The organism is Geothermobacter hydrogeniphilus (assembly GCF_002898515.1).
Taxonomy (GTDB): Bacteria; Desulfobacterota; Desulfuromonadia; order Desulfuromonadales; family Geothermobacteraceae; genus Geothermobacter_A.
Genome location: NZ_PPFX01000020.1, coordinates 12,849 through 38,842 on the forward strand (window position 1 = coordinate 12,849; position 25,994 = coordinate 38,842).

Below are 25,994 nucleotides of genomic sequence, written 5' to 3' on the forward strand. Positions count from 1 at the left end.
GCGGAGTGAAAACCATGAGTGATGCGAATACCCCCGTAGAGATCAAGGTCCTGTTCGTCGATGACGAGAAGAATATCCTCTCTTCGTTGCGCCGGCTGACCATGGATGAGGATTTCGAAACCCTGGTCGCCGGTTCGGGCGCCGAAGGGCTGGAGATCCTGGCGCGGGAAGAGAATATCGGGCTGGTGGTTTCCGACCAGCGCATGCCGGAAATGACCGGTGCCGAGTTCCTCGCCCGAGCGCGGGAGCTGCATCCCGATATCCCCCGGATCGTGCTGACCGGCTACGCTGATGTCAGTGCCGCCATAGACGCCATCAACAAGGGCGGGGCCTGTCGTTACATCAAGAAGCCCTGGGAGGATCAGGAACTGCTGCAGATTATCCGCAGTGAAGTCGACCGTTTTCGCCTGCAGCAGGAGAATAAACGTCTGCAGGCGATTATCCGGGCCAAGAACGAGGAACTGGAAGACTGGAACCGGCGACTCAAGGGCCGGGTGCTGGAACAGACCGGCGAGATCCGCAAGAAAAACGAAAAACTCTATGCCCATAACACGAGACTCAAAAAGACCCTGCGCGGCATTATCGAGGCGCTGTCAAACCTGATTGAACTGCGCGACAAGTCGCTCAACAGCCATGCCGAAAATGTCGCGGCTCTGGCCCGGGAGATGGCGACCGGCATGAACCTTCCCGAGGCGGAAAGAGACTGCATCTATGAAGCCGCGCTGCTGCATGATATCGGCAAGATCGGCATTCCCGACGAATTGCTGCACGGCAGGATAGAAGATATGTCGGCTCCTGATGTCGAACGTTACATGCAGCACGCCATCCTCGGGCAGACGGCGATCGACGGCATCATCGATCTGCGTCCTGCCGGGGTGCTGATCCGGCATCACCATGAATGGTATGACGGCAGCGGTTATCCCGAGGGCCGCAAGGGGGATGATATCCCGCTCGGGGCGCGCATCATCGCCATGGCGGATTATGCCGACCGCCTGCTCGGCCCGAACCCGAGCCAGGCGGCGGTGAAGAAGGCCATCGGTTCGGTCCGGGAGTTGTGCCGCAGCCGTTTCGATCCCGGATTGCTGCCATATCTGGAAAAACCGCTGCTGGAACTTTACGGTCAGGTCGTCTATGCCGACGGCAAGATCGGCATGATTCTCGATCCCAATGAGCTGCGTCCAGGGATGCTGCTGGCCGAGGATCTCTACAGCGGAACCGGTCTGATGCTGCTGAAAAAAGGCACCAACCTGCAGGAGCCGCAGATCGAATCGATTCATCGTTACCACCTGCTCGACCCTTTCCCCGGAGGGGTGACGGTGCTGGTGGCAGAGGAACAGAAAGCCGAGGATGCGTGATCGAGTACGATGACATAGAGCGAAAGATGGTTCTCAAGCTGGTCTATTACGGGCCGGCCATGTCAGGAAAGACAACCAATCTGCTGCAGCTTCACGAGCAGTTGCAGCGGAATGGCCGTGGGGATCTGATGGTGCTCGACACCCGGGATGACCGCACCATCTTCTTTGACCTGCTGCCCTTCTTCCTGGTTGCGCCCAGCGGTCTGAAGATCAAGGTCAAGGTCTATACCGTGCCCGGCCAGGTCAAGCATGACGCCACCCGCAAGGCGGTGCTGCAGCGAGCCGACGGGGTCGCTTTCATCGCCGATTCACAGCATCGTGAACGGGCCAGCAACGTCAACAGTTTCAGTAACCTGGAGGACAATCTGGCGCTGGTCGGTCTCGATATCGACACCCTGCCGCTGGTGGTGCAGTATAACAAACGCGACCTTCCCGATATCGTCAGTGAAGAGGAGATTCACAACAGCTGGCAGTCGACCGGCATCCCGGTCTTCTGTGCTTCGGCCCTCAAGGGCTGGGGAGTGGTGGAGACTTTCCGCCGGCTGGTGGCCCTGACCTACGCGCGGTTGGACAGCCGTTTTCTCCTGGAGGAGAGACATGGTCTCGATCGGGACGCTTTTGTCGCCGGGCTGGTCAGGCCACGGGCTGCGACCGGTGTCGGCGAACGGGGAGGGGAGGTGTGAATGAGTGAACGGGAAAATATCGACTATGTCGTCGGCGAAGAGAAGCGGCTGATCGACCTGTTGACCGGTGACGATGTCATGCCGCTGCTGCAGGCCGCATGTCGGGCCGGAGCCAGCCGGGTTGAAGTCCGGGATGAGGCTCAGGGTATCTTGTGGGATCATGGTCTTTCGACAGGTTCTGTCGGCAGCGGTACGCTACCCGGGTTTGTCAGTGCCGCTGAGGAACTGATGGTCGAAGGTGAGCCGGTTGGAGACATCCGTCTGCTGGCACCCGAGAGTTGCGCCGGGGTTCTCAAAACTATTTTGGCATTGGTCGGCGGCGCGCTGAATACGGTGATCACCAGCAACCTTAAGCGGATGCTGACAACGGAAATTCATACCCGGGTCATCAACCAGAGTTACGATGAACTGCTGGCCATCAACGCCCGGCTGACTGAATCGGAACGAAACTATCGTGAGCTGGCGGAAAACCTTGAAACCAGGGTGCAGCAGCGGACCGCTGAACTGAAGCAGGCCTATGCCGGTCTGGTTGCTCAGCAGCAGATGGCCTCGGTAGGTCGGCTTGCCGCCGGCGTGGCCCATGAAATCAACAACCCGCTCGGTTTTGTTCACAGCAACCTGCACTCGTTGCAGACCTACCTGCAGCGCCTGGTCGAGATGCTGCAGTTCTACCGTGCTCGGCACTCCGCTGATGGTGAAGCGGCTGCCGAGGGCGATGCGCTGTGGCGGAAACTCAAGCTGGATTTCATCCTGGAGGATCTGGATGATCTTTTCCGGGAGAGCATCGACGGCGCCGAACGCGTCAAATCGATTGTCTCCGATCTGAAGAGTTTTTCGCATATCGACGCCCTCGGGACGGAAAAGATCGAACTGGATGTCGAAGTCGACCGGGCCCTTGGTCTGCTGGCTCACGAAACCCCGCCTGGAACCAGGATTGTCCGCGACTATAGGACTATTACCCCGGTCACCTGTGTCGGTGGGCAGTTGAGCCAGGTTCTGCTCAACCTGTTGCGCAACGCGCTGCAGAGTCGCAGTGAAGGCCTTCTGCTGGAAGTCGCCACCGGTTTTTCCGGCGATCAGGTCTGGTTGTCGATCGCCGATAACGGCAGCGGTATTCCGGAGGAGCTTCGGAGCCGGGTGTTCGAGCCTTTTTTCACCACCCGCGAGGTCGGCGGCGGCATCGGGCTGGGTTTGACGGTGGTCCACAATATTCTTGAACAGTGGGGGGGCCGGGTCGATATTGTCGGCCGCCCCGAAGGTGGAACCCGGGTCGAGGTTCGCTGGCCGCGGGGAGCTGATGATGGCTAGGTATGCCGGACTGTTCAACGGTACTCCGTTGTCGACCACCCTTCCTGTTGAAGATCAGGGACGTCGTTCTCCGCAGGAAACCGACTCCGCCCCCACAAACCGGGACGAGAAGGTCTTCAGGCTGCTGTTTGTCGATGACGAAGAGCCGGTTCTCAAGTCCCTGCAGCGTATCTTTCTTGATGAAAACTATCAGATTGTCACCGCGGCCAGTGCCGGGCAGGCTCTCGAACTGCTCGCTTCCCAGTCTTTTCAGCTGATCATTTCCGACCACCGCATGCCGGGAATGAACGGCGCCGACCTGCTCAAGGAGGTCAAGCGGCAGTGGCCCGAGATCATCCGCATCATGCTGACCGGACACGCCGATGTGCAGTCCATCATGGGAGCCGTCAACGAGGGGGCGGTCTACAAGTTCATCACCAAGCCCTGGAATGACGAGGATCTGCGGTTGACTGTCAGCCTGGCCCTGCAGCAGTACCTGCTGATCCAGGAAAATCGCAACCTGCGGCATGTCACCCGCGAACAAAAAGAGAAGCTGAAAAAGGTCACTCAGCTGCTGGGAGAAAATCATGCTTTCCTCGGCAACCTGCTGGTTCGCTCCGGCCTGATCGAGGAGGCCGATTTCCAGCGGGCGCTGCATGATCGCAGACCGGATGAATTTATCACCGAGACCCTGGCGCGTCTCGGCCTGGCGAGCGAGAACCGCATTTTCAGAACACTGCAGGAACGGCTTCACCTGGAAGGTCTCGACCTGCGGGAGGTCAGTCTCAGTCGCGAAGTGGTCTGCCTGCTGCCGCGGGAGCTGTGTGAAAAACACTGCATGCTGCCGATTCAGCTTGAAGGTCGGGAGATGGCGCTGGCGCTGGCCGATCCGAGCGATATCTACAAGCTTGACGACCTCTCGCGGATGACCGGATTTAAAATCAGACCGATCGTGGCGCGGGCCAGTGAAGTACGTCAGCAGCTGCTGGCGGTCTATGGCAGTGCTGACGAGCGTGGTGTTGATTTTGACGGCATTCCCGATCTGGAACCGATCGACGAGGTCGATATCGTCATCGAAGAGGAGGACTTCGACGAGAATGTCCAGGAGCTGCTCAACTCCTCCGAGGTTCCGCCGATCATTCGTATTGTCAACGCCATCATCTCCGAGGCGATCCGTTACCGGGCCAGCGACATTCATATCGAGCCGAAAACCAAGTACACGGTGGTGCGGATGCGCATTGACGGCATGCTGCATGACAAGATCAGAATTCCAGCCGACCTGCATCCGGCGACGGTTTCCCGGGTCAAGATCCTCGCCAGACTCGATATTTCAGAGCGCCGCGTCCCGCAGGACGGCAGGATTACCGTCAAGTCGGGGACGCGGATGGTCGATCTGCGGGTCTCGACCATGCCGTCGATCAACGGCGAAAAAGTGGTCATGCGCATCCTCGACAAAAGCTCGTCGGTGAAATCTCTCGATGAGCTGGGGCTGCTCGACAGCGATCTGAAAGATATCCGCGGGCTGACCCGCAAGCCGCAGGGCATCATCATTGCCACCGGCCCGACCGGCAGCGGCAAGACCACGCTGCTCTACTCGCTGCTCGGCGAGATGCTGGACCGCACGCGGAATTTTGAAACCATCGAGGATCCTGTCGAATATTTTCTCGAAGAGGCCAACCAGGTCTATGTCAGGGAAAAAACCGGTCTCAACTTCGCTTCGGTGCTGCGCGCCACCCTGCGCCAGGACCCCGATGTCATCCTGGTCGGCGAGGTTCGTGACCTGGAAACCGCTGATGTCGCCTTCAAGGCGGCCCTGACCGGGCACATGGTTCTCACCACGCTGCACACCAACAGCTCCATCGCCTCCATCACCCGGTTGATCGATATCGGCATCAAACCCTACCTGATCGGTTCCGCCCTCGAAGGCGTCATCGCTCAGCGGTTGGTCAGAACCCTCTGCCCCCACTGCCGGCGCCCCGGTGTCCCCGATCCGGAGGTCAGTGAGATGCTGAGGATTTCGGCGCAACTGTTTCCAAACGGCATCTGGACGGCGGAAGGATGCCGGCGTTGCAATGACACCGGTTATCTCGGGCGGACCGGGATCTATGAAATCTTCATGATGAATGATGATTACCGTCACCTGGTCAGTGAAGGCTGCCGTGAATCCCAGTTGCTCGAAATGGCGCGAACCAACGGTTTCAAAACCCTGCTCGAAGACGGATTGGAAAAGGTTCGGCGGGGGGTAACCACGCTGGAGGAACTGCTGCGGGTCGTCGGTCCGCAGGTGCGCCATGAACGAACCTGTGAAAACTGTCGGCGGGTGATCGATGTCAAATATCTCTATTGTCCCTATTGCGGTAATTTCAAGCACAACGTTTGTATGCAGTGCAGAATGCCTCTTGAAGACGATTGGAAGATCTGCGTCTCCTGTGGAGCGGAACGGACACTGTCACCCCTGCCGGTGAAGTCACAGCGAAAGGAAAAGTCATGAACGAAGACAGGATCCTGCTGGTCGATGACGAGCCCCATGTTCTCAAGGCCCTGACGCGCTGTCTGCTGGATGACGGTTACCGGATCGAAACGGCGCAGAGCGGTGATGCCGCCCTTGAGCTGGCCGCCCGCCGGACCTTCAAGGTCGTCATCTCCGACGAACGGATGCCGGGCATGTGCGGTTCCGAATTTCTCACCCTGCTCAGCCTGCGGGCGCCGCAGACGGTGCGTATCCTGCTGACCGGGCATGCCAGCATCGAGGCGGCGATGACCGCTGTCAACGATGGTCAGATCTACCGTTTCCTGGTCAAGCCCTGGGATGATCTCACTCTGCGGCTGGCGGTACGCAGTGGGATCGAAAAATTTGATCTTGAGATGGAAAACAGGCGATTGCTGGCGATTGTCCGCACTCAGGGCCGACAGCTGGTTGACCTGGAGGAGCGGCATCCCGGTGCCGTCCAGGTCGAACGGGGCCGGGACGGCAGTTACCGGGTGCCGGAGTTGAACGAGGATGAAATCGAGGAAATTCTGCGCGAGTGTGCCGTTGAGACGCGGGGACCGGGATCTGCCGGTTGACTTTGACGACAGATCATCGAAAATGATCAGAGCAGGTTCCCGAACAACCGCAGCGGAGGGGCACCCTTGGTTCAGGCGTTTCGTTTCATGCTGTTATTGTTTGTCGGCTGCGCTGTCGCGGGGCATGCCGGCACCGCCGCAGGCGAAATCATTTTCATCCCCGGCACCGGGGACTGTCAGAAACTGCTGCGTGATCTCGGGGAGCTCTACGGCGCGCAACATTCCGACCTGGTTATTATCCCGGAAAGCATCGGCAGCAGCGGAGGGATCAGGCAGGTGCTGCGCGGCAAGGCGGTTCTGGCGCGGGTGGCCCGCCGTCTGACCGATACTGAACGGGCCGCCGGTCTGCGCTGGAAACAGTTCGCTTTTTCACCGGTGGTCTTTGCCACCCATGTTGATCAGAAGGGTGTCAGTAACCTGACCACCGCCCAGGTGGAAGCGGTTTTTTCCGGTGCGATCAGAGACTGGAGCGAACTGGGAGGGGCTGCGGGCAAGATCTACCTTGCAGAAAGGGAAGCCGGCGACTCCTCCCGCCTGGTGCTGGCGGAATTTTCTCCGGTCTTCAACTTTGGACGTCCTCCCGTCGGTAAGATTCTCTATTCGACTTCGGAAATGATTCGTGTTCTCATCCGTCATCGACAGACGCTTGGTTACCTGCCCCTCTCAGCCACGCACGGCACATCCATCCGCAGCCTGTCATTGAATGGCGTGAAGCCCACCGACGAGAGCCTGCGGGATGGCAGCTACCCTCTCTGGCTGCCGCTGGCAGTGACCTGGAAGGGAGAGTTGAAAGGTCCGGCGCGTCGTTTTGTCGATTTCCTGTTCTCCCCCGCGGCACGCAGCCGGATCAAGGCTTTCGGGCTGGTGCCGGGGAGGCCGTGACCATGCTGGTCTCGATCCGATCCCGGATGATCGCCTCCCATTTCGGGATGATGCTGCTGGCGATGCTGATCCTCGGACCCTCCAGTTATGTGTTGATGAAATACTACCTGCAGCAGCAGCGCAGCGCCGACCTGCAGTTTATCGCCAGGCACGTGGCCGGGATGCTGGACCAGCGACTGCTCGACAGCGGCCAGCGTCTCCGGCAGATTGCCGAGGGGAGGGTGGTCAGAGAGTTCCCGGAAACGGCCCGCCTGGCCGCGGCCGGAGAATATTTCAGCCGCTTCCGGCAGCGTTTTCCGATGATCGCCTACCTCGACGAAAATGGTTGGGAAGAGGTCAAGGTTGTTGAGGGAAAACGTCTCCCCTATCTTGAGGATCAGTCGTCCAACCCGCTTTTCAAGCTGGCCAGAAAACACCCCAACCGGGCCTTGCTCGGACCGTTGGCACCGTCTCCTGAAAACGGGCAGCCGATGTTGACCCTGATTTACGGGATTCAGCGCTATTTCGGCGATGAATTCGTCGGTGCCCTGTTGGCCCGCATGCCGTTGAGTGAGCTTACCCGCATCCTGGATGACATTGAAGTCGGCAAGAGTGGTTACCTGGTGCTGATCGAGAACAGCGGCCGAATCCTTGCCTACCCCGATCCGCAACGTATTATGCAGCAGCTTCCCAAGACGGCGTTGAAGGAAAAAGCGGTTCGGTCGGCCCTGAACGGGGATGTCGGCGGCCGGGAAGGGACGGTTCTCGGCGTCCACGGTCTGGTGGCCTATGCTCCCCTGCGTCAGCTTGACGCCAGCCTGATGGTGGTTCTGCCCTACGGTGAGTTTATTGCCGGACCGGTTGAGGTTCGGAATACCATTTTTCTGATCCTGCTCGGCATCTCCCTGCTCGGGGTGCTGGTCGCTATCCTGCTCGCCAACCGGTTGACCCGTCCGATTCTTGATCTGACCGCGGCGGCCCTGCGTATTTCCCAGGGGGATTTTTCCGCCCGGCTCAAAGATGGCGGAGAAGGGGAAATCAGCGCCCTGGTCAAGGCCTTCAACCGCATGGTGCGGGAGTTGCGCAATTCGACCGTGTCGCGACAGTATTTCGATCGTATTGTCGGACATATGCAGCAGGGACTTCTGCTGGTTGGCCTCGACGGCAAGGTTCGCAATGTCAACCGCGCGGCCTGCCGCCTGTTCGGGAAGGAGGAGGATGACCTGCTCGGCGTGCCTTTGGAACAGCTGATCGCCGAACCGGGGGCCGACCGGACCGACTGGCTGCAGACCCTGCTGTCGAACCCCGGTGTCAGGGAGAGTGAAAAAGTTCTGCTGACCCCTGAAGGTCGGGTGCGCGTCAGGCTGAGCTGGACGGTTCTCGAGGATGGCTCGGGTACTGTCAGGGAAATTGCCTGTCTCTTCTCCCCCGAAGCGGGTCAACCCGCGAAAGGGAATTCCTGAATCAGTGAGCACCTTGTCGGCGGATAGCACAAGTCATTGATCTGCCTGAGTTTCCCAAAAATCACCAGTGAACCTATGGGTGCGCTTCAGATTTTTGGAAATCTCGTTCAGATCAAGCACTTGCACTCTCCATCCAACAGGTACTCACTGATTCAGGGAATTGACTTTCATCAAGGAGTATCGGTCGCGAGCCGGTTATGCTGCATGGTGCCGATGACTCTTCATTTGAGTTCATCACTGAACTGATTTTATGGGATCCGGATGATTCGAAATTGTCGAAGCCTGTTGTCTGTCGCCGTCGTTCTGCTGCTGAGTGCCGCCTGCACTACACCACTGCCGCCTCCGGAACTTCCGGCCGGCGTTGACCTGCGGCTCCTCGGCCGGTCGCCGGGGGCGATGCTGCTCCGCTGGTCTCCGGATGGTCGCCTGCTGGCTGTCGCTGGAAATGGACTCGATATCTATGAACCCGCCGGGTCCATTCGTCGGCACCTGCTGGACGAGCAGGTTTCCGCCATCGTCTGGACGTCCGACAGCAGAACATTGCTGGTCGCGGTCGGGACGGCGATGAACAGCCGTCTGGAAACCTGGAGCCGTGACGGCCGCAAACTGTCCGACCGCGACCTGGAAGGATACGCGGCCGACCTGTTGCGGACGAAGAATGGTCTGCTGCTGATCGAGGGACGGTTGAAAAACTATCGCTTCGGCAGCAATCTTCGGGTCGTGTTGATGGAGATTTCCGCCCGGGGGGAAGGACCGGCCCGGGTTCTCTACGAAAACACCCTGCCTCCCGATACGGCAACCTGGCTTGCGCAACATCCCCGGGCGTTGAGCGGAGCGGTTCTCAATCCGACCGGCGATATGATGGCCTATCTGCAGTTTCGTGACCCGCCGGCTTTTCCTCCCGCCCAGCAACTGATGGTTCGTCATCTGCCGAGCCGGCGGCAATGGAGCGTGGCGGCGCTGTCTCCACCGACCGGCAGGCCGGTGTTTACGCCTGATGGAGAACGCCTCCTGGTGGTTGATGGCAAAGGACGTCTGCTTTCGCTGGATATCTGGGACGGGCAGGCCGAGCCTGTTCCGAACGGACCGGGCAGGGCGGTTGCCATCGCCCGTACCGGCAATGCGTCGTTGCTGGCCGGCCGCCTGTCGGTGGCCGGGAACGCCACCGGGGTGGCGGCCAAGGTCGAGGTGGCCGCGTTTGATCCCGCCGGGCGACAGCTTGCCTGGCTGCGGTCTTCGCAACTGGAAGTCCTTGCCGTCGCGGCGGGAAAGGAGTCGCGGAGCGGGTTCGGGTTGCCGACCGAACGCCTTGAGTCCCTCCATGACTGGCGCGCCCGCGGCCTGATCGATGCCGATGACTACCGTACCCAGCGCCGGAGGATGATGAATCAATGAGAATACTGCTGACCCTGGCGCTGCTGTTGTCGGCGGTGCCGATTTTTGCCGCCGACCGGGACTGCCTCGACTGTCATCGCAAGGAAACCCCCGCGGCCGTGCGCCAATGGCAGCAGAGCGCCCACGCATCGTCCGGAGTCGGTTGCGCCGATTGCCATGGAAAGGACCATGACCTGATTCTGCGGGGCAAGGCCGTTGTCGGCGCCGAGGTCTGTGGTACCTGCCACCGGCAGGCGCTGGCGGAGCATCGGCGCAGTCGGCATGGCAAGGGACTCCATTCCGGGTGGGGCTGCACCCGCAACATGCCCGACCGCAACAGGACCGAGTGCGGTTTCTGCCACCAGGAGGGGAGCAGTCTGCCGGTCAGCACCGTTCACTGCGCCCGATTTCTTGAACAGAGCGGGGAGATGCGGCAGAACGGTTGCAACCGCTGTCACAGCGTCGAAAACAGCTGCGGCAGCTGCCATGGCAATCACCTGACCGATCTTGCCCTGGTGCGTGATCCGCAGGTCTGCGCCAAGTGTCACATGGGTCCCGATCATCCGCAGTGGGAGATGTGGACCACCAGCCAGCATGGTCAGATCAATAAAGTTCGCGGCCGCGTCGACGGACCCGATTGTCAGAGCTGTCACCTGGCCGCCGGGGGACACGATGTGTCGCGGGGGATTACCGTCTCACCGGGCGGGAAGCCGTATTCCGCGCAAGCGGTCAAGGCTGAGCGCAAGGCGATGCTCGCCGTCTGCGTCAGCTGTCACGCGCGCGGTTTTGCCATGCGGGAGCTGCAGCGCGGTGACCGCATTCGGGAACAGGCGCGGGCTCTCGTTGACCAGGCCCGGTCCATCATCGAGGATCTCAACGATCGCGGCCTGCTGCGGCCGGGACCGGAAGATCGTCCGGCCCATCCCCTGCGCGGCAGGACGCTGGTTCTGGATGGGCAGATGCTCTACGAGAACATCTCCCACATTGAACGATTGTTCTTCAAGATGCAGAAATATGATTTTGCCCGGACCTGGAAAGGGGCATATCATCAGAACCCCGACTACACCCACTGGTACGGCAACGCCGAACTGAAAATGGACCTGGTCGATATCCGCAGTGAGGCGGACCGCCTGTTGAATTTCGCGGTGACGAAAAGGGATTCGGCTGAATCGGCTGTCGGGCCGGTTCCGGGTGACCCGACGAAAGAACTGGAACGGCTCAGGAAACGTTTTGATCGCGGTGGTATGAGTGCAGAGGCGTATCGGGCCGAGAAACAACGCCTGCTTGACACCTGGAGCAGGAATCCGTGAATGTGTGCCGTCTCCGGGGTCTGGGATTTGATATGGGTCAAAGTCATGCCGGGTTGCGGGGTTGTATAGTGCCACTATGAATGCTGCTGCCGGTCAAACGACATCATTGAGCCGCCGGGAAATCAACGATCTGCTGGTCCTGGTCCGTTTCACCGAAGTCTATTGCGCCGCCAAACATGCTGAACAGCGGCAGCCGTTGCCGGCCGATCTCGAACTGCCCGGCATCGCCGACCTGCAGCGTTACCGGTTTTGTGCCGACTGCGGCGATTTTCTTCAGTACGCCATTGAACGCCGGCTGCGTTGTCCGCTTGATCCGAAACCGGCCTGCAAGCATTGCCAGGTTCACTGTTACAGGGCGGAGATGCGCGAGAAGGTTCGCGAGGTGATGCGGTTTTCCGGTCCCGCCCTGATCAAGCGCGGGCGGCTGGATCTGCTCTGGCATTATTTTTTCTGAACCCACAGTTTCAGTTTAACCCAGTTCAAGGAGTTTCTACGATGATTCGAGAAGTTGTGAAAATTGATGAAGAAAAATGCAACGGCTGTGGTGAATGCGTGCCCGCCTGCGCCGAGGGGGCCATCCAGATCATCGACGGCAAGGCGAAGCTGCTGGCCGACAATCTCTGTGACGGCCTCGGCGCCTGCCTCGGAGAGTGCCCGATGGACGCTATCAGCATCGAGCAGCGCGAAGCCGACGAGTTTGATGAGGAAGCCGTTGAGGCCCACCTTGGCAAGACCGCTCCCGAGGCCCACGCTCCGACCGGCGGTTGCTCGTCGGCGGCGGTGAAAAGTTTTGCGTCGTCCGCGGGGCAGGTGACCGCTGAGGCTCCGAGCCGTCCGTCACAGTTGCGCCAATGGCCGGTCGAACTGCAGCTGGTTCCGCCGACCGCGCCCTTCCTGCAGGGGGCGGATGTTCTGCTGGTCGCCGATTGCGTCCCTTTTGCCTACGCCGACTTTCACAAGGATTTTCTCGCCGGTAAAGCTCTGCTGGTGGCCTGCCCGAAGCTGGATGACACCGGTCCCTACCTCGACAAGCTGACCACCATGCTGCAGCAGAGCCATCTCCGCCGCCTGACGGTTATTCACATGGAGGTTCCCTGTTGCGGGGGCCTGGTTGCCCTGGCCCGCCAGGCGATTGCCGCGAGTGGTGTCGAGGTACCGTTCGAGACCATCAAAATCGGCATCCAGGGAGACCGTCTTGACTGAAACCTGATTCCGGTGAAAGGGTTGTGGTGATGAACCGGAATTTTCCGACCTGGAAAATCTCCGCTTCACGAAAGGGGCGCTGATCGGGTAATATTCTGAAGCGGTGAGTTCATCACTGCTTCAGAATATGGTCGCAGATGGAGAGAACATGGATCAGCTTGACCAGATCGCCGCCCTGATCGCCCTGACCATGGGCGCCGCCTGGGCCAGCGGCATCAACCTGTATGCCGCCATCCTGATGCTCGGCCTTCTCGGTTCATCCGGCAACCTGGCCCTGCCGCCCAATCTTGAAATTCTGACCAACCCGCTGGTGATTTTTGCCGCCGGCGCCATGTACCTGGTCGAGTTTTTCGCGGACAAGGTGCCCGGAGTCGACAACACCTGGGATGCCCTGCATACCTTTATCCGCATCCCCGCCGGGGCCGCCCTGGCGGCCGGCGCGGTCGGCAATCTCGATCCGGCGGTCGGTCTGGCCGCCGCTATCGTCGGAGGTGGACTGGCCGCGGGAACCCATGCGGCCAAGGCCGGAACCAGAGTGCTGATCAATACTTCGCCCGAGCCTTTTTCCAACTGGGCGGCTTCAATCGGTGAAGATGTCGTCGTGGTGACCGGTCTGTGGACGGCGCTGCATTATCCGTGGCTCTTTATCGGTCTGCTGATCGTTTTTATTCTGCTGCTGATCTGGCTGCTGCCGAAACTCTGGCTCGGCATCCGGATGGTTTTATCCCGGCTGGCCAGCCTGTTCCGGGGCGGTGACAGCAATCCGCCCGCTCCCGGTGCGGGCCCCCCGGTCACGCCTCCTCAATCGTCCTGAGATCATGTCGTTGCCTCTTTTTGACCCCGCCGTGGTGCCTCCTGGAGTGCCTGTTCGCGGCAACCGTTTTTCGCGCTGGCTCGGACGACTGCTGCTGCGTCTCGGCGGCTGGCGCATCGAGGGCCGTTTTCCCGACGCACCGAAAATGCAGATTATCGTCGTGCCGCATACCTCCAACTGGGATTTCGTTATCGGCATCCAGGCGGTTATCGCGCTCGGCATTGATGCCCACTGGCTGGCCAAGCACACCCTGTTCGAATCCTGTCTCGGCCCGGTGCTGCGCCGGCTCGGCGGTATCCCCGTCAATCGGCAGGCTCCCCGGGGGGCGGTTGAGCAGATCGTTGAGCGGTTCAACGCCCGCCCCGCCCTGATGCTGGCCATCACTCCCGAAGGAACACGTCGCAAGGTTCAGCACTGGAAGAGTGGTTTCTACCGCATTGCCTGGCAGGCCCGGGTGCCCCTGGTGCCGGTTTTCATCGATTATCGCCGCAAGGTCATCGGTATTCTGCCGCCCCATCCGCTCAGCGGGGACTACGATGCCGACCTTCCCGCTATCCGCAAGCTGTTCGCCGACGTCACCCCGAAACGCCCTTCCTGTTTTCAGAATCCGGGTTGATACCGTCATCCCGATAAAGCTTTCTCAGTCGGCCGCCGATAAGGTCTATACCTGAATCTGTGAGTACTTTGTCAGTGGATGGCACATGTTATTGTTCTGTCCGAGTTCTCCCGAAATCACCAGTGAACCTGTGGGTGTGCTTCAGATTTCTGGAATTTCGTTCAGATCAAGTATTTGCACTCTGTATCCAACAAAAACTCACTGATTCAGGCTATGCAGACCTGTCAGGGGGCATTATGGAGATTGTCAAGTGGCGCGCTGAGTACGCGACCCTGGTGGCGGAGTTTGATGAAGAGCACAAGCAGATCGTGCGCTTGATTAACGAGCTTTACAACGGCCTCAAACAGGAACAGGCAGAGGAGGTTGTGAAGGATGCTCTGCGGGAACTGGTCGAATACACGCATTTTCACTTTGATCATGAAGAGCGGCTGATGAGGCGTTTTCTCTATCCCGGCTATACAGAACAGAAACGTCAGCACGATTCCTTCCGCAGCACCATCAATGATATCAACGCCATGGTCGAGCAGGGGGTGACCGGGATGGGGCTTCCCCTGCTGCAGATGTTGCGTGAGTGGCTTGTGACGCACATCCTTGAAGTTGACAAGAAGTACGGAACCTTTTTTCGGGACAAGGGCTTCGGCTGAGTTCTGATGCGGGGCGGACTGATGGTTTCCAGAATTTATCCCGGGGACAGACCGTGAAGCAGCGCCAGCTGGTCATGCTGGTCGATGAAAGCCGATTTTTTATCGACGTCATGCGACAATTTCTGCGTTATTCACACGTCAAGGTTCTTCCCCTCGCGGATCCGCAGATGTTTCCCGAGGTGGTCGGCGAGAAGCGTCCGGACCTGATCTATCTGGACCGGGGAGCGCCCGGACTGGAAGGCATTCAACTCTGTGCGCGGATGAAGTCGAAGCGTGGACTGGCAGAGATTCCGCTGGTCATGCTCGCTGAAAACGGGAACGCGCGAGAACGGGATCTCTGTCTCAAGGCCGGCTGCGACGGCTTGTTGACCAAGCCCATCGACCGCAAGGCTTTTCTGGCCATGGGCCGACGCTTTCTGCCGGGGATCGAGCGCCGCCAGGAGCGGGTTCTGTGCCACACCACGGTCTTTTATCGGACCCTCAGTCATCAACATTACGGCCACACGGTCGACATCAGTACCGGCGGCATGTTTATCGAGAGTCCTGTCCTGCCGGCTGTCGATGAGCGGCTTCGACTCTCCTTCAATATTCCCGGCGTTGCCGATATGACAGTGGATTTTGAAGCCCGCGTGGTCTGGCTCAACCGCTCGGAAAAACCGGCCCGGATCAGTTTTCCGACCGGATTCGGGGTTGAATTCATCGATCCCAGCCCCCACGCCCGGAGTCTGATTCGTCAATTTGTCGAGGAACACAGTCCCCGCCAGACGCAGATCCGGGAAAATCAGTGGACTCAGTCCCGGCCGCATCTCCCGCCACGCGGGGAAACTCACCGATGCTGAAACCGGTTGATTCTCCTTTCCGGGTGCTGTTGCACGGTGCCCGCCGCGAACAATTCTGAAGCTTCGGGTCCATTGCGTCGGCCGTCTGCTCCGTCGCCTGTCCTTGCCCTTTCTCGCCGGCTGTCGGAAAAATTGACACTTTACGGCTGATCCTGTTTTTCCCGGAAAATCCCCCCGTTTCAACGTCGAAAAATTTTACAAGCCTGCCGTCCTTCTGCCCTGGTTTTAAAAAAATAACCTGAAAACAGCTAGTTGTGTCCTGGTATGACACTTGCTTTTTATTGTTGACAATAGGATGTAGCTCTATTTGCGTCTTGCCGTTTTTAAAGTGTTTTAGTTGCTCAACAGTGTAGTAAATACGCATAATTATTAATGTCTATTCTGATATTGGTTGATTATGCGTAACATAATTTATTGTAAAAAAAGACCCATAATGATCTTGTTGTGTTTGTAAAAATGACAAGTATTATGGGTCTTTGCGTCAAGTATTTATTGTGGTCTATAAAATACTCAATGTTGAGGTTGCATAATCGATATTAGTCGTTATAATTCAATTCCATTTGACATTAAAAGGTTTTGCGAAAAAGGTTTCCGGGATCAGAGTTCAACTTGAGTTTCTGGAATATTCAGTTCGGTTGTGGCGGCATTTGCCGTCGGGGTCAGACAGACTCCGTTTTCAATGATGGTTTGTCTGTATTTTCGGTTGTTGTGTCGGGTTGTAAAGAAGTTCAGGCCAGGTGAATTGCCGATCCCGGAGCACGTTGACTGATCGGTTGTTCCTACAGGTCCAAAGGGGGGAGCATGGCCTTTCGGAAACCTTTCATTTTGACGCTGGTGGTCTTTCTGCTGCTTGCCTGCGGGCAGCAGAGCAAGGAACAGTTGCTGCAGACCGGCGTTGCGCAGATGGCGCAGGGCAATGTGCGTGGTGCCATTGTTCTGTTCAGAAATGCTCTTGAAAAAGACGCCAACTTTTGTGCCGCCCGCTACCAGTTGGCTTCCGCCTACCTGAAAATCGGGAAATTCGATAAGGCCGAGAAGGAACTCGGCAAGGTTGACCGGCAAAATCCGAATTTTCCCGACCTGCCCCTCAAGTTCGCCAGTCTCTACAACCAGACCCGTCGGCCGAAACTTGCCATCAAGGCATTGAAGGATTTTCACGCCGACCATCCGCAGACGTCGGAAAGTCTCGACCTGCTCGGCCGCGCTCACGCGGTGGCGGGAGATTATACGCGCGCGGAAAACTATTTCCGCCAGGCTCTGACCCTTGATCCGAACAACAATTCAGCCGCTCTTCACCTCGCCGGAAGTTTATGGAAAATGCGGCAGCCGGAACGTGCCCGGCAGCTGTTGCAGGATCTTTCCGCCCGTTCTCCGGACTTCGAACCTGCCTGGCAGATGCTCGGCGACCTTGAAATCCGGACCGGCCATCCCGCCCGGGCCCTCGAGGTTTATCGCCAGTACGCAACCACCCTGAAAGCGGATGCCGGCAGCCTTTTCATGCTCGGCATCCTGGAACTGCAGGCGGGTGAACGGGGGGCGGCAAAAAAAGTGATCGGCGAATTGTCAAAACGGTTTTCCCGGGATTATCGTGCCCCGCTGCTGAACGGGTTGTTGCTCTACCGGCAGGAGAGGTACGGTGATGCCGCTCTCGATTTTTCCCGTTCACTACAACAACGAAAAACCCCGTTGGCCACCTGTTTTCTCGGACTCAGCCAGTTGCAGCAGGGCAAGCTTGAGCAGGCCGTCAGCAGCTTTCAGCAGGTTCTGAACCTGACACCGGAATCGCAGCAGGCCCGCATTCTTCTGGCCATGACGTTTCTGCGCCAGAAGCGGGTTGACGATGCGATCGATCAACTGCGTGCCACCCTTAAGAAATCTCCGGACAACGCCTGGGCCTACAATATCCTCGGCAGCGCGCTGATCGCCAGGGGAGAATTTCAGGCCGGGCTGGAGGCATTGGATGCTGCCCTGAGGATCGATCCGGAATTGGCCGAGGCTCATTTGAAAAAAGGTCTGTTCATGGTGGCCCGAGGTCAGGAAGACGAGGGTGGGGCAGAGCTTGTCAGGGCGGTTGCGGTGTCGCCCGATACCCTCGACAGTCGTCTGCTGCTGGGACAGTATTATCTGCGCCAGGAGAATTTTTCCGAGGCGGAAAAGGTTCTCGCTGCCGGCCTGCGGCAGAATCCCCGGGACGCGCTGATTTACAACGCGCTTTCCGCTGTGGCTTTCGCGCGCGGGGACAGTGGGCAGGGCGTAGACCTGCTGCGGAAGGCGATCGCCTCCAACCCTGACTTCACCACCCCCTATCTCAATCTGGCCCGCTACTATTTTTCCTCCCGCCTGAACGGAAAAGCCGAACAGGTTCTTCGTCGGCTGCTCGAAAAAGTTCCCCGGCAGCGCCAGGGGACCATGCAGCTCGGCCTGCTGCTGGAGATGCGCGGTGATGAAGAGGCGGCACGGGATCTTTATCAGACGGTTGCCGATGACGGTTGGCCGGAAGGATTTGTCGCCCTGGCGCAACTCCGTGTCGGTCACCGGGGCCGGGCCGGCGCGATCCGGATTCTTGCCAAGGCCCCCCTGCGGGGGCGTGCCGATCTTCCCGGGCAGGCGATGCTCGCGCGGCTCTACCTGGAGATCGGCCAACCCGATTCCGCGATTCAGGTGTTTCACGCGATGGAGGCCCTGGTTCCCGGAAGCGGTTATCCGCAGATTGTCAGGTTGTGGCTGGCGGATGGTCAGAAGGGGCGGGCGTTTGACCTCGCTGATCGGGTTGTTCGCGACAATCCTGACAGCCCCTACGGCTATGTTCTGAAAAGTCGCATCCATCTGTTCCTTGGTGACGCGAAGGCTGCCGGGCGGGATATTGCCGCCGGGCTGGAGGCTGTTCCCGGCAACCTGGTCTTGCGGATGAAGGCGGCGGAGATGCTTGGACGGGACGGGGATGAGCCCGCGGCATTTCGCGAATATGAGGCCCTCTGGAAACAGCAGCCCGATTTCATCCCGGCCGGATTTGCCGTCGCCTCCTACAACGATCAGCACGGCCGCAAGAAAAGCGCCCTGGAACTCTATCGTAAAATTCTGGAACGGTCTCCGAACTATACCCCTGTGCTCAATAACCTCGCCTACCTGCTGGTCAACAATTATGACAATGATCGCGAGGCGTTCGACCTGGTGCTGCGTGCTTATCGGAATGAGCCGCAGAACCCGGCGGTGCTGGACACGCTTGGTTACGTTCTGCTGAAAAAGGGGCAGGTGAAAGAGTCGATTGCCGTTCTTGAGAAAGCGTATCGCATCGATGCGGAGAACAAAACCATCGGTCTGCATCTGGCGGACGCCTACCGTACTGCCGGGAATTACGGTCAGGCACGAAATATTCTGCGGCCGCTGGCCGCGGATGAAAAATTCGCCGAGGTCGGCGAGGTGAGGAAAATGCTGGCGCAGCTTGAGAAGGCTCAATAATTCAATGAGGGTTATCAGCGCGGATTCCCGCGGTTGGCGGTGATATTCCGCGGCGGAAGGTACGGGGGCACTATGAAAAAGCCGAATCTTATTCTGGCAGGTGGAGATTTTCTTCTGGCGGCACTTATCCCGGCATTGGTGGGGATGTTTCTCGCCATGCTGTCCGGAAGAAGCATGCCGACTTCCTTTTCGCACGGCCTGGGACAGAGCCTGGTTTTCGGGCTGACGGTCGTTTTTTCCACCTACTTTGCCGAACTCTACCGGGGGGACCGTCGGTTCAGGTGGAAAGAGACCTGTGTCCGGATTCTGATCGCCGGTCTGATGGCGTTTCTGATCCTGCTGCTCTTCTATGCCGTGACTCCCCAGTCGCAGTGGCTGCCGGGGCAACTGGTCCTGGTGCTGGCCGGTGTCGGCCTGGCCCAGCTTCTGTGGCACTACCGGTACCCGATTCTTCTGCGTTTCCCCTGGATATCCCAGAACGTGATGGTTCTCGGAACCGGGGCCCGCGCCCGTGAAGTGGCCGGCCTGATCGACAGTGAGCAGAACCCGTTTGTTTTCAAGGGCTATATTCACCCGGAAAATGTTGTTGATGAGAGCACTGAAGAAAGTGTCTGCTGCAAGATGGAGAAGCTGAAGGAGCTGATTCGCCGCAACCAGGTGAAAAAGCTGGTTCTTGCCCTGACCGAAAGACGGGGCGTGCTGCCGGTCGGCGATATTCTCTGGTGTAAATTGCACGGCGTCGAGGTTATCGACTCGGTCACCTTCTATGAGAAGGTGACCGGTAAGTTGAAACTTGAGGATATCACCCCGAGCTGGTTCATCTTCTCCGACGGGTTTTGCGTCACCCGCTACGTGTTGTGGCAGAAACGCGTGTTTTCGATCCTGCTTTCAGGGGTCGGGATCCTGCTGGCACTGCCGATCTTCCCCCTGGTGGCGCTCCTGATCAAGCTCGAATCCCCGGGGCCGGTCTTCTTCTGCCAGGAGCGGGTCGGATTCGGCGGCAGGGTTTTCCGAACCTACAAGTTCCGCACCATGCGCCAGGATGCCGAACAGGAGACCGGAGCGGTCTGGGCGCAGAGCAATGACCCGAGAATTACCCGCGTCGGCCGCTTCCTGCGGAAATCCCGTATCGATGAAATTCCCCAGTTGTTCAATGTCTTCAAGGGGGACATGAGCTTTGTCGGGCCCCGTCCGGAGCGGCCCGAGTTCGTCGCCATGCTCACCCGCAAGATTCCCTACTATGGCAGCCGGCATGCCGTCAAACCGGGCCTGACCGGCTGGGCCCAGGTCAGGTATCCCTACGGGGCATCGGTCGAAGACGCCCTGGAAAAGCTTCGCTACGATCTTTATTACATCAAGAATTATTCGCCGTTTCTTGACATCGTCATCGTTCTGGAGACGGTCAAGGTGGTCCTTTTCGCCCGTGGGAGCCGATAATCATGAAACGATTCACATTCATATCCCGCATCTTGCTGACGTTCCTCGTCGTCGCCGCGCCGGCCTTTGCGGGAGACTACCTCATCGGCGACGGGGATGTGCTGTCCATCTCGGTCTGGGGAGTTGAAAACCTCAGCAGTGACGTGGTGGTGCGTCCGGACGGGAAAATATCGATTCCGGCCGCGGGTGATGTCGAAGCGACAGGGCTCTCTCCCCGCGAACTGGGAGAAAAACTGGAAAAGAAGCTTTCGGCACTGGTGAAGAAGCCGCTGGTGACGGTGACCGTCAACAAGGTGACCAACAACCGGATCTATGTTTCCGGAGGAGGGGTGCCGGCCGAGGTGGTCCAGCTTCCGGGACGGACCTCGCTCTTCAAGTTTCTCTGTCGTTTCGGCGATCTGACCGGCGCGGATCTGAAACGTGCCTGGCTGATGCGTGACGGAAAACGGGTGCCGGTGGCGATGGACGCTCTGTTTGTCGACGGGGATCTGTCCCAGGATCTGGTCCTGCAGCCCGAAGATATCCTGTTTATCCCTCCCAACGAGCGGAACAAGGTTTATGTCGTCGGCGCGGTCAAGGAGCCGAAGTTCATCATTTACCGGCCCGGACTCAAAGTGCTCGACGCCATCCTTGAGGCAGGTGGATTTTCGGACTATGCCGACCGCAGCAGGGTGGATGTGCTGCGCAGCAATTCGGCCCGACTGGGAGACAAGGCCAATGCCATCGAGGTCAATATCAAAGATCTTATCGACAACCGTCGTTTCGATCTGAACCTGGCCCTTAAACCGGGTGACTATGTCACGGTCAAGGAAAGCATGTTCTGAGCTATGAAAGAACTTTTTCGCTATCTTGAAATGATTTATGAACGCCGGACGCTGTTTGTCCTGACGACGATCCTCGCCACCGTTGTTTTCATCTGCGGCAGTTATCTTCTGCCCCGTAAGTACGAGGCAGACAGCACTGTTTTTATCGAGAAAAGTGTGATCAACAACCTGGTTAAGGGATTGGCGATCACGCCGGATATGGATGACCGGATCCGGGTCCTCAAATACGCGCTGCTGAGTCGCGGTCTGATCACCCGGGTCCTGAAAGACCTGGATATGGACACGCTCCATCCGGATGTCGAGGATTTTCAGGAACTGGTTTCAAATCTGCAGGGGCGGACCAAGATCGAGGTGAAGGGAAAAGACCTGTTTACCGTGTCACTGGTCGACCGGAACCCGAAATTCGCCCAGCAGTATGTCAATCGTCTTGTCAGCGCCTATGTCGAGGAGAACCTCTCGGGAAAACGAGAGGAAACCTACGGCGCCAACCGTTTTCTGCAGGATCAGCTGACCCATTTCAAGAAAAAACTGGATACCGCGGAGGACGCGATTATCGCCTTCCGGAAAAAACAGGGGATCTTTCTCTCCCAGGATGAAGCCGGCAGCCTTGCCGATCTCAAGGATTATCAGAAACAGATCGAGCAGATCGGCATTCAGCTCAATACTCTCAAGGCCAGGAAAACCAAACTGGGGGGACAGATGCGGAGCCTGGAGCCGACCATCGCGGTCTTCAGCGAAAAACAGCGGGATGACCGGATCAGTTTTCTGGAGGCACGGCTGCAGCAGCTGTTGTTGACCTATACCGAAAATTACCCGGATGTCGTGCGCTTGAAGGCGGAGATGGAAGATCTGAAAGCCCGGAACGCGAACGGGGTCGCCAGCAAACCGGTCAAGTCGGAAATGATGGTCAGCAACCCGGTCTACCAGGATGTTCAGCAGAAAATGCTGGCCATTGAGGCTGAAATCGGCGCCTTGACCAGCCATCGAAAAAGCCTGCGGAAGATTATCGCCGACCGCAAGGCCGCCCTGCAGAATGTCCCGGTGAGCAGGAAAAAACTGGCGGTCTTGACCCAGGAACGGGATTCCTACCGGAAAATCTACCAGGAGCTGCTGCTGCGGCTCGGCCAGGCCGAGGTTTCGAAGCAGATGGAAATCGGTGACAAGGCCACCACGTTCAGGATTGTCGATCCGGCCTATCTGCCGACCCGACCGATTTTCCCCAATCGGATCAAGATGATCTTTCTGGCGGTATGCGCCGCAATCGGCGTCGGTGCCGGGCTGGTGATTCTGCTTGAGAGCCTGAAAGGAGCGGTTCGCTCCGCCGATGAACTGACCCTCGCCGGGCTGTCGATCATCGGCGTGATCCCGGTCATTGTCGACAGTGAGTCGCAGGCGGCCCTGGTCCGCGGCAACAGGATGCTGGGCATGGTGGTCGTTCTTTATTCTGCCGGAATCGCGACCGTCCTGGCCTGTGAAATGTTTCTTCCCCGGGGTTGAAGAAAGGCACAGATGTATGAGTCGAATCGACAGGGCCATCGAGATTGCCGCCGACATCCAGGCACGCAGGGTTCCCGAGTCCGCCGGCAGCAGGGTCGCTGCGGAACGGACCGCGGATCGGGCGGGCTGCTATCCGGCGGTTGCTCCGATTCAGGTTGAATCCGAGTGGCTGGTCGCGCTGCATCAGCCGAACGGGGTCGTTGCCGAAGAATACAAGAAGTTGATGACCCAGATCCTGCAGACGATGAGCGAGGGAGCGTGCCGGAACAGCCTGCTGATCACCAGTTCCGTGACCGGCGAAGGGAAATCCCTGACCGCGGCCAACCTGGCGCTTTCCCTGGCGCGGCAACTCGATCACAGCGTGCTGCTGATTGATGCCGACCTGCGGCGGCCTCACCTGCATGAAGTCTTCGCTATCGGGCAGAGCCCGGGACTGGTGGAATGTCTCGCCGGGGAGGCCGATCTTGCCGAGGCTATGGTCCACACCGGGCTCGGCAAACTGGCCATTCTGCCGGCCGGTACCTCCTCCACCAATCCCCAGGAACTTATTTCCTCCCACCAGATGAGAGCATTCGTCGAAGATGTCAAACAGCGCTACCGGGACCGTTACGTGGTGTTCGACAGCCCGCCGGTGCTTCCCTTCGCCGACGCGACGATTCTCGGACCGCTGGTGGACGGCGTTCTCTACGTGGTGCGGGAGAAAGTGGCCAATATTGTCGAGGTTCGGGAGGGACTGGAGCAGCTGCGGGGGAGTTATGTCCTGGGAACGGTCTACAACTGCGCCGCAAGCCTGAAACGTCCTGGGTATGGAAGCTATGGCTATTGAAATGAAACCATCCGGTTGTCGATGGGACCTGTTTCTGGGCTGCCTGGTCACGGCTGTCATCGGCCTGTTGCCGGGCAGCGCGGCCGAGGCCCGCATGTCGGTGGCCTCCAGCATCACCCTGCGCGAGGAATACACCGACAATGTTTTTCTCGACCCCTTTCGTGAGCAGGATGATCTGATCAGCACCCTTGCCCCGTCTTTGATCCTGGGGCTGGACAATCGGTTGGTGACCGGGGAGCTGACCTATGGCCTCGAATTCCGGAAATATCTTGATCACGACGGCCTGGACGAGACCGACCTGAAGGATATTCAGCGCGGCCAGATGGACCTGACACTGTTGCCGACGGGAGATTTTTCCATCCTCGCCCATGGCATCATTGACCGGGTTGTGATCGACGACCGTCGTGAAATCTCCGACCGCACCAGCCTGGTGAACAAGACCAACCGTTCCCTGGTCAGGCTTCGGCCCCAGTATCGGCGCAACTTCACGCCGACCCTGACGGGGGAGCTGGCCTTCCCTTTCGACAAGACCAGGTATGAATCGTCCGTCGGGGACGATACGCAGGGATATGGTGTCGAGTTGCTGATCGAGAAGAGCCTGAGCCCGAGGCTGAACAGTGATCTGAAAGGGGCCTGGAGCCGGCAGAAGGCCGACCTGACCGAGGATTACAAACGCCTTGACCTGACGCTCGGCTGTCGCTGGAGTCCCAACCCGGTTTGGGGGCTGACCGCCCGCGGGGGCGCCATTCAGCTCGATTATGACCATCGTGACGCCGCCGTCTACGGTCTGGGAACGCTGGAGTTGACCTTTGGCGAGTCGAAACCATGGCAACTGGTCCTGCTCGGCAGCCAGGACTATCTGCAGACTGCCGATGACGGCCTGAAAAGAAGACGCAACGCTGAACTGAGGCTGGTGCGGGAGGCCCGGCTGAGCGGCGAGCTGGTTTTTTACCAGCTGCTCGACAATTTCCAGGCGGTCGACCGGGAAGACCGCTATTACGGCGGCCGGATGCAGGTCGGTTACCATTTCAGCCGAGCCCTGGAAGGCAGTCTCAGGGGACATTACCGGTACCAGAAATATCTGCCCGAAAATGAACGCGGTCATCGCTATGGCGGCGGCGGGGAACTTGCCTTTTCGGGGAAAATCTATCGCATCGCAGTCGGCTATACCTACACGGAGAACACGTCGTCAATTTCAACCAACAGTTACCGTGAAAACCTGGTTTACCTGGAAGGCAGCCTGACGTTCGGAACCCGCACCCCGGCCCGTGGAGAGAAATGATGTATGAGCAGTTTTTTCACCTGCAGTGCAAGCCCTTCGAACTGGTGCCCAATCCGGCTTTTTTCTATCTCAGCCGGACCCATCGCAAAGCGCTCAGCTATCTCGAATACGGCATTCGGGAACGGGCCGGTTTCGTGCTGTTGACGGGTGAAGTCGGTTCCGGCAAGACCACCCTGATTCACAATATTCTCAATCGGCTTGAGGGGGAAATCGTCACCGCGCGGGTGTTCAACACCCGTGTCGATCCGACCCAGTTGCTGAGCATGATCAACGAGGACTTCGGGCTGTCGGTTGAGAACCGGCAGAAAATCGACCTGTTGCGCGATCTCAACGAATTCCTGGTTTCTCAGTACGCTGAACGCCGGCAACCGGTGTTGATCATTGACGAGGCGCAGAATCTTTCTCCCGACAGTCTCGAAGAAATACGCCTGCTTTCCAACCTGGAGGCGGTCGACCGAAAATTGCTGCAGATCGTTCTGGTCGGCCAGCCTGAACTGAAGATCATCATCCGCCGCCCCGAACTCAGGCAATTACGCCAGCGGATCAACATCAGCTGTCACCTCGGACCGCTCAACGAAGAGGAAACGGAAGAATATTTTTTTCACCGGCTTGAGTGCGCCGGAAACGCCGCTGCGGTCACTCTGCCGAGCGGTGCCTTCAGCCGCATTCATCGACGCACCGAAGGGCTGCCGCGGCTGGTGAATATTGTCGGGGATTATCTGCTGCTGGCCGCCTTTACCGAGGGGGACGCCGACCTCAACATCGAACTGATCGACGAGGTTCTTGCCGACCTGGCGGACGGTGTGACCTTCGCCGGGCCCTGTGAGAGCGTGATGGGGACGGTTGATGCCGATGACTGTCATTCCCGACTGAACACCCTGGAAAACATGGTTGGAAGGCCGGCGGACGCAGACAGTGGACGGGGTTCGATTCAGGAACGATTGCTGAAACACGAAAATATCCTGCGTAAGGTCATCTCCGGGCAACGGGAACAACTGGCCGGGCTGCACACCGAGCTGGAAAAAGTCCGTCTGTGCATGGAAGGAATCGAGGACCGGCTTGATCGGGTGCTGAAACTCCAGGACCGGGAACGGGGCGCGCACAAGGACCGTGCCCGGACGTTGCTGGCCAAATTGAGCGGTTGAGCGGCGTCG

At 58.7% G+C, this 25,994-nt stretch carries 22 protein-coding genes; all 22 read left to right on the top strand.

Annotated elements, in window-relative coordinates; all coding sequences use genetic code 11:
• Window positions 1-14 precede the first annotated feature (14 nt).
• The 22 genes from C2E25_RS09720 to C2E25_RS09825 all read left to right on the top strand — a co-directional run bounded on the left by C2E25_RS09720 (window position 15) and on the right by C2E25_RS09825 (window position 25,985).
• Window positions 15-1,355: an HD domain-containing phosphohydrolase gene (locus tag C2E25_RS09720; RefSeq protein WP_103115553.1), complete on the top strand. Its 1,341-nt coding sequence runs from the start codon at window positions 15-17 to the stop codon at window positions 1,353-1,355.
• A complete protein-coding gene (locus tag C2E25_RS09725; RefSeq protein ID WP_103115554.1) occupies window positions 1,352-2,038 on the top strand; it encodes a GTP-binding protein in 687 nt (228 codons plus the stop codon). The genes C2E25_RS09720 and C2E25_RS09725 overlap by 4 nt, the downstream gene beginning before the upstream one ends.
• Window positions 2,039-3,346: a sensor histidine kinase gene (locus C2E25_RS09730; protein WP_103115555.1), complete on the top strand. Its 1,308-nt coding sequence runs from the start codon at window positions 2,039-2,041 to the stop codon at window positions 3,344-3,346.
• On the top strand, window positions 3,339-5,816 hold the full coding sequence (locus tag C2E25_RS09735) for an ATPase, T2SS/T4P/T4SS family (RefSeq protein ID WP_103115556.1): 2,478 nt from the start codon (window positions 3,339-3,341) through the stop codon (window positions 5,814-5,816). The genes C2E25_RS09730 and C2E25_RS09735 overlap by 8 nt, the downstream gene beginning before the upstream one ends.
• Window positions 5,813-6,391 carry a response regulator gene (locus C2E25_RS09740; protein ID WP_103115557.1) on the top strand — a complete coding sequence of 193 codons (579 nt, stop codon included), beginning with the start codon at window positions 5,813-5,815 and terminating at the stop codon, window positions 6,389-6,391. The genes C2E25_RS09735 and C2E25_RS09740 overlap by 4 nt, the downstream gene beginning before the upstream one ends.
• A gap of 87 nt (window positions 6,392-6,478) precedes the next feature.
• Complete coding sequence (locus tag C2E25_RS09745; protein ID WP_146032939.1) at window positions 6,479-7,273, top strand: substrate-binding domain-containing protein; 795 nt, start codon at window positions 6,479-6,481, stop codon at window positions 7,271-7,273.
• 2 nt (window positions 7,274-7,275) lie between these two features.
• The gene (locus tag C2E25_RS09750) at window positions 7,276-8,715 is read left to right on the top strand and encodes a HAMP domain-containing protein (RefSeq protein WP_103115559.1); all 1,440 of its coding nucleotides are present in this window, start codon (window positions 7,276-7,278) and stop codon (window positions 8,713-8,715) included.
• 261 nt (window positions 8,716-8,976) lie between these two features.
• Window positions 8,977-10,110, top strand: coding sequence for a hypothetical protein (locus C2E25_RS09755; RefSeq protein WP_146032940.1), 1,134 nt, complete (start codon window positions 8,977-8,979; stop codon window positions 10,108-10,110).
• Complete coding sequence (locus C2E25_RS09760) at window positions 10,107-11,399, top strand: multiheme c-type cytochrome (RefSeq protein WP_103115561.1); 1,293 nt, start codon at window positions 10,107-10,109, stop codon at window positions 11,397-11,399. Before C2E25_RS09755 ends, C2E25_RS09760 begins: the two co-directional genes overlap by 4 nt.
• A 76-nt stretch (window positions 11,400-11,475) precedes the next feature.
• Window positions 11,476-11,853: a nitrous oxide-stimulated promoter family protein gene (locus C2E25_RS09765; protein ID WP_103115562.1), complete on the top strand. Its 378-nt coding sequence runs from the start codon at window positions 11,476-11,478 to the stop codon at window positions 11,851-11,853.
• A 41-nt stretch (window positions 11,854-11,894) separates the two neighbouring features.
• Complete coding sequence (locus C2E25_RS09770; protein ID WP_103115563.1) at window positions 11,895-12,602, top strand: ATP-binding protein; 708 nt, start codon at window positions 11,895-11,897, stop codon at window positions 12,600-12,602.
• A 148-nt stretch (window positions 12,603-12,750) separates the two neighbouring features.
• Window positions 12,751-13,416 (top strand): DUF4126 domain-containing protein, encoded by a 666-nt coding sequence (locus C2E25_RS09775; protein ID WP_103115564.1) that lies wholly within the window; start codon window positions 12,751-12,753, stop codon window positions 13,414-13,416.
• Window positions 13,417-13,420: 4 nt separating this feature from the next.
• The gene (locus tag C2E25_RS09780; protein WP_103115565.1) at window positions 13,421-14,032 is read left to right on the top strand and encodes a 1-acyl-sn-glycerol-3-phosphate acyltransferase; all 612 of its coding nucleotides are present in this window, start codon (window positions 13,421-13,423) and stop codon (window positions 14,030-14,032) included.
• Between the two features lie 236 nt (window positions 14,033-14,268).
• Window positions 14,269-14,676 carry a bacteriohemerythrin gene (locus tag C2E25_RS09785; protein ID WP_103115566.1) on the top strand — a complete coding sequence of 136 codons (408 nt, stop codon included), beginning with the start codon at window positions 14,269-14,271 and terminating at the stop codon, window positions 14,674-14,676.
• A 53-nt stretch (window positions 14,677-14,729) separates the two neighbouring features.
• A complete protein-coding gene (locus tag C2E25_RS09790) occupies window positions 14,730-15,515 on the top strand; it encodes a PilZ domain-containing protein (RefSeq protein WP_103115567.1) in 786 nt (261 codons plus the stop codon).
• An 801-nt stretch (window positions 15,516-16,316) separates the two neighbouring features.
• Entirely contained in the window at window positions 16,317-18,974 is a 2,658-nt protein-coding gene (gene prsT, locus C2E25_RS09795; protein ID WP_103115568.1) for an XrtA/PEP-CTERM system TPR-repeat protein PrsT, read from the top strand.
• 72 nt (window positions 18,975-19,046) lie between these two features.
• Entirely contained in the window at window positions 19,047-20,411 is a 1,365-nt protein-coding gene (locus C2E25_RS09800; RefSeq protein ID WP_103115569.1) for a TIGR03013 family XrtA/PEP-CTERM system glycosyltransferase, read from the top strand.
• A 2-nt stretch (window positions 20,412-20,413) separates the two neighbouring features.
• On the top strand, window positions 20,414-21,235 hold the full coding sequence (locus C2E25_RS09805; protein WP_103115570.1) for a polysaccharide biosynthesis/export family protein: 822 nt from the start codon (window positions 20,414-20,416) through the stop codon (window positions 21,233-21,235).
• Between the two features lie 3 nt (window positions 21,236-21,238).
• Entirely contained in the window at window positions 21,239-22,732 is a 1,494-nt protein-coding gene (locus C2E25_RS09810) for an XrtA system polysaccharide chain length determinant (protein ID WP_103115571.1), read from the top strand.
• Window positions 22,733-22,748: 16 nt separating this feature from the next.
• Window positions 22,749-23,558 carry a polysaccharide biosynthesis tyrosine autokinase gene (locus tag C2E25_RS09815; protein ID WP_103115572.1) on the top strand — a complete coding sequence of 270 codons (810 nt, stop codon included), beginning with the start codon at window positions 22,749-22,751 and terminating at the stop codon, window positions 23,556-23,558.
• A complete protein-coding gene (locus tag C2E25_RS09820) occupies window positions 23,548-24,840 on the top strand; it encodes a hypothetical protein (protein WP_146032941.1) in 1,293 nt (430 codons plus the stop codon). The genes C2E25_RS09815 and C2E25_RS09820 overlap by 11 nt, the downstream gene beginning before the upstream one ends.
• Complete coding sequence (locus C2E25_RS09825) at window positions 24,840-25,985, top strand: XrtA/PEP-CTERM system-associated ATPase (protein ID WP_158247208.1); 1,146 nt, start codon at window positions 24,840-24,842, stop codon at window positions 25,983-25,985. The genes C2E25_RS09820 and C2E25_RS09825 overlap by 1 nt, the downstream gene beginning before the upstream one ends.
• The last annotated feature ends 9 nt before the right edge of the window (window positions 25,986-25,994 follow it).

Coding starts and splice junctions, on each gene's coding strand:
- C2E25_RS09745 (WP_146032939.1), top strand. CDS start 6,479: ATGCTGTTATTGTTTGTCGGCTGCGCTGTCGCGGGGCATGCCGGCACC.
- C2E25_RS09740 (WP_103115557.1), top strand. CDS start 5,813: ATGAACGAAGACAGGATCCTGCTGGTCGATGACGAGCCCCATGTTCTC.
- C2E25_RS09755 (WP_146032940.1), top strand. CDS start 8,977: ATGATTCGAAATTGTCGAAGCCTGTTGTCTGTCGCCGTCGTTCTGCTG.
- C2E25_RS09800 (WP_103115569.1), top strand. CDS start 19,047: ATGAAAAAGCCGAATCTTATTCTGGCAGGTGGAGATTTTCTTCTGGCG.
- C2E25_RS09770 (WP_103115563.1), top strand. CDS start 11,895: ATGATTCGAGAAGTTGTGAAAATTGATGAAGAAAAATGCAACGGCTGT.
- C2E25_RS09785 (WP_103115566.1), top strand. CDS start 14,269: ATGGAGATTGTCAAGTGGCGCGCTGAGTACGCGACCCTGGTGGCGGAG.
- C2E25_RS09760 (WP_103115561.1), top strand. CDS start 10,107: ATGAGAATACTGCTGACCCTGGCGCTGCTGTTGTCGGCGGTGCCGATT.
- C2E25_RS09820 (WP_146032941.1), top strand. CDS start 23,548: ATGGCTATTGAAATGAAACCATCCGGTTGTCGATGGGACCTGTTTCTG.
- C2E25_RS09750 (WP_103115559.1), top strand. CDS start 7,276: ATGCTGGTCTCGATCCGATCCCGGATGATCGCCTCCCATTTCGGGATG.
- C2E25_RS09775 (WP_103115564.1), top strand. CDS start 12,751: ATGGATCAGCTTGACCAGATCGCCGCCCTGATCGCCCTGACCATGGGC.
- C2E25_RS09815 (WP_103115572.1), top strand. CDS start 22,749: ATGAGTCGAATCGACAGGGCCATCGAGATTGCCGCCGACATCCAGGCA.
- C2E25_RS09765 (WP_103115562.1), top strand. CDS start 11,476: ATGAATGCTGCTGCCGGTCAAACGACATCATTGAGCCGCCGGGAAATC.
- C2E25_RS09730 (WP_103115555.1), top strand. CDS start 2,039: ATGAGTGAACGGGAAAATATCGACTATGTCGTCGGCGAAGAGAAGCGG.
- C2E25_RS09720 (WP_103115553.1), top strand. CDS start 15: ATGAGTGATGCGAATACCCCCGTAGAGATCAAGGTCCTGTTCGTCGAT.
- C2E25_RS09825 (WP_158247208.1), top strand. CDS start 24,840: ATGTATGAGCAGTTTTTTCACCTGCAGTGCAAGCCCTTCGAACTGGTG.
- C2E25_RS09805 (WP_103115570.1), top strand. CDS start 20,414: ATGAAACGATTCACATTCATATCCCGCATCTTGCTGACGTTCCTCGTC.
- C2E25_RS09810 (WP_103115571.1), top strand. CDS start 21,239: ATGAAAGAACTTTTTCGCTATCTTGAAATGATTTATGAACGCCGGACG.
- C2E25_RS09735 (WP_103115556.1), top strand. CDS start 3,339: ATGGCTAGGTATGCCGGACTGTTCAACGGTACTCCGTTGTCGACCACC.
- C2E25_RS09780 (WP_103115565.1), top strand. CDS start 13,421: ATGTCGTTGCCTCTTTTTGACCCCGCCGTGGTGCCTCCTGGAGTGCCT.
- prsT (WP_103115568.1), top strand. CDS start 16,317: ATGGCCTTTCGGAAACCTTTCATTTTGACGCTGGTGGTCTTTCTGCTG.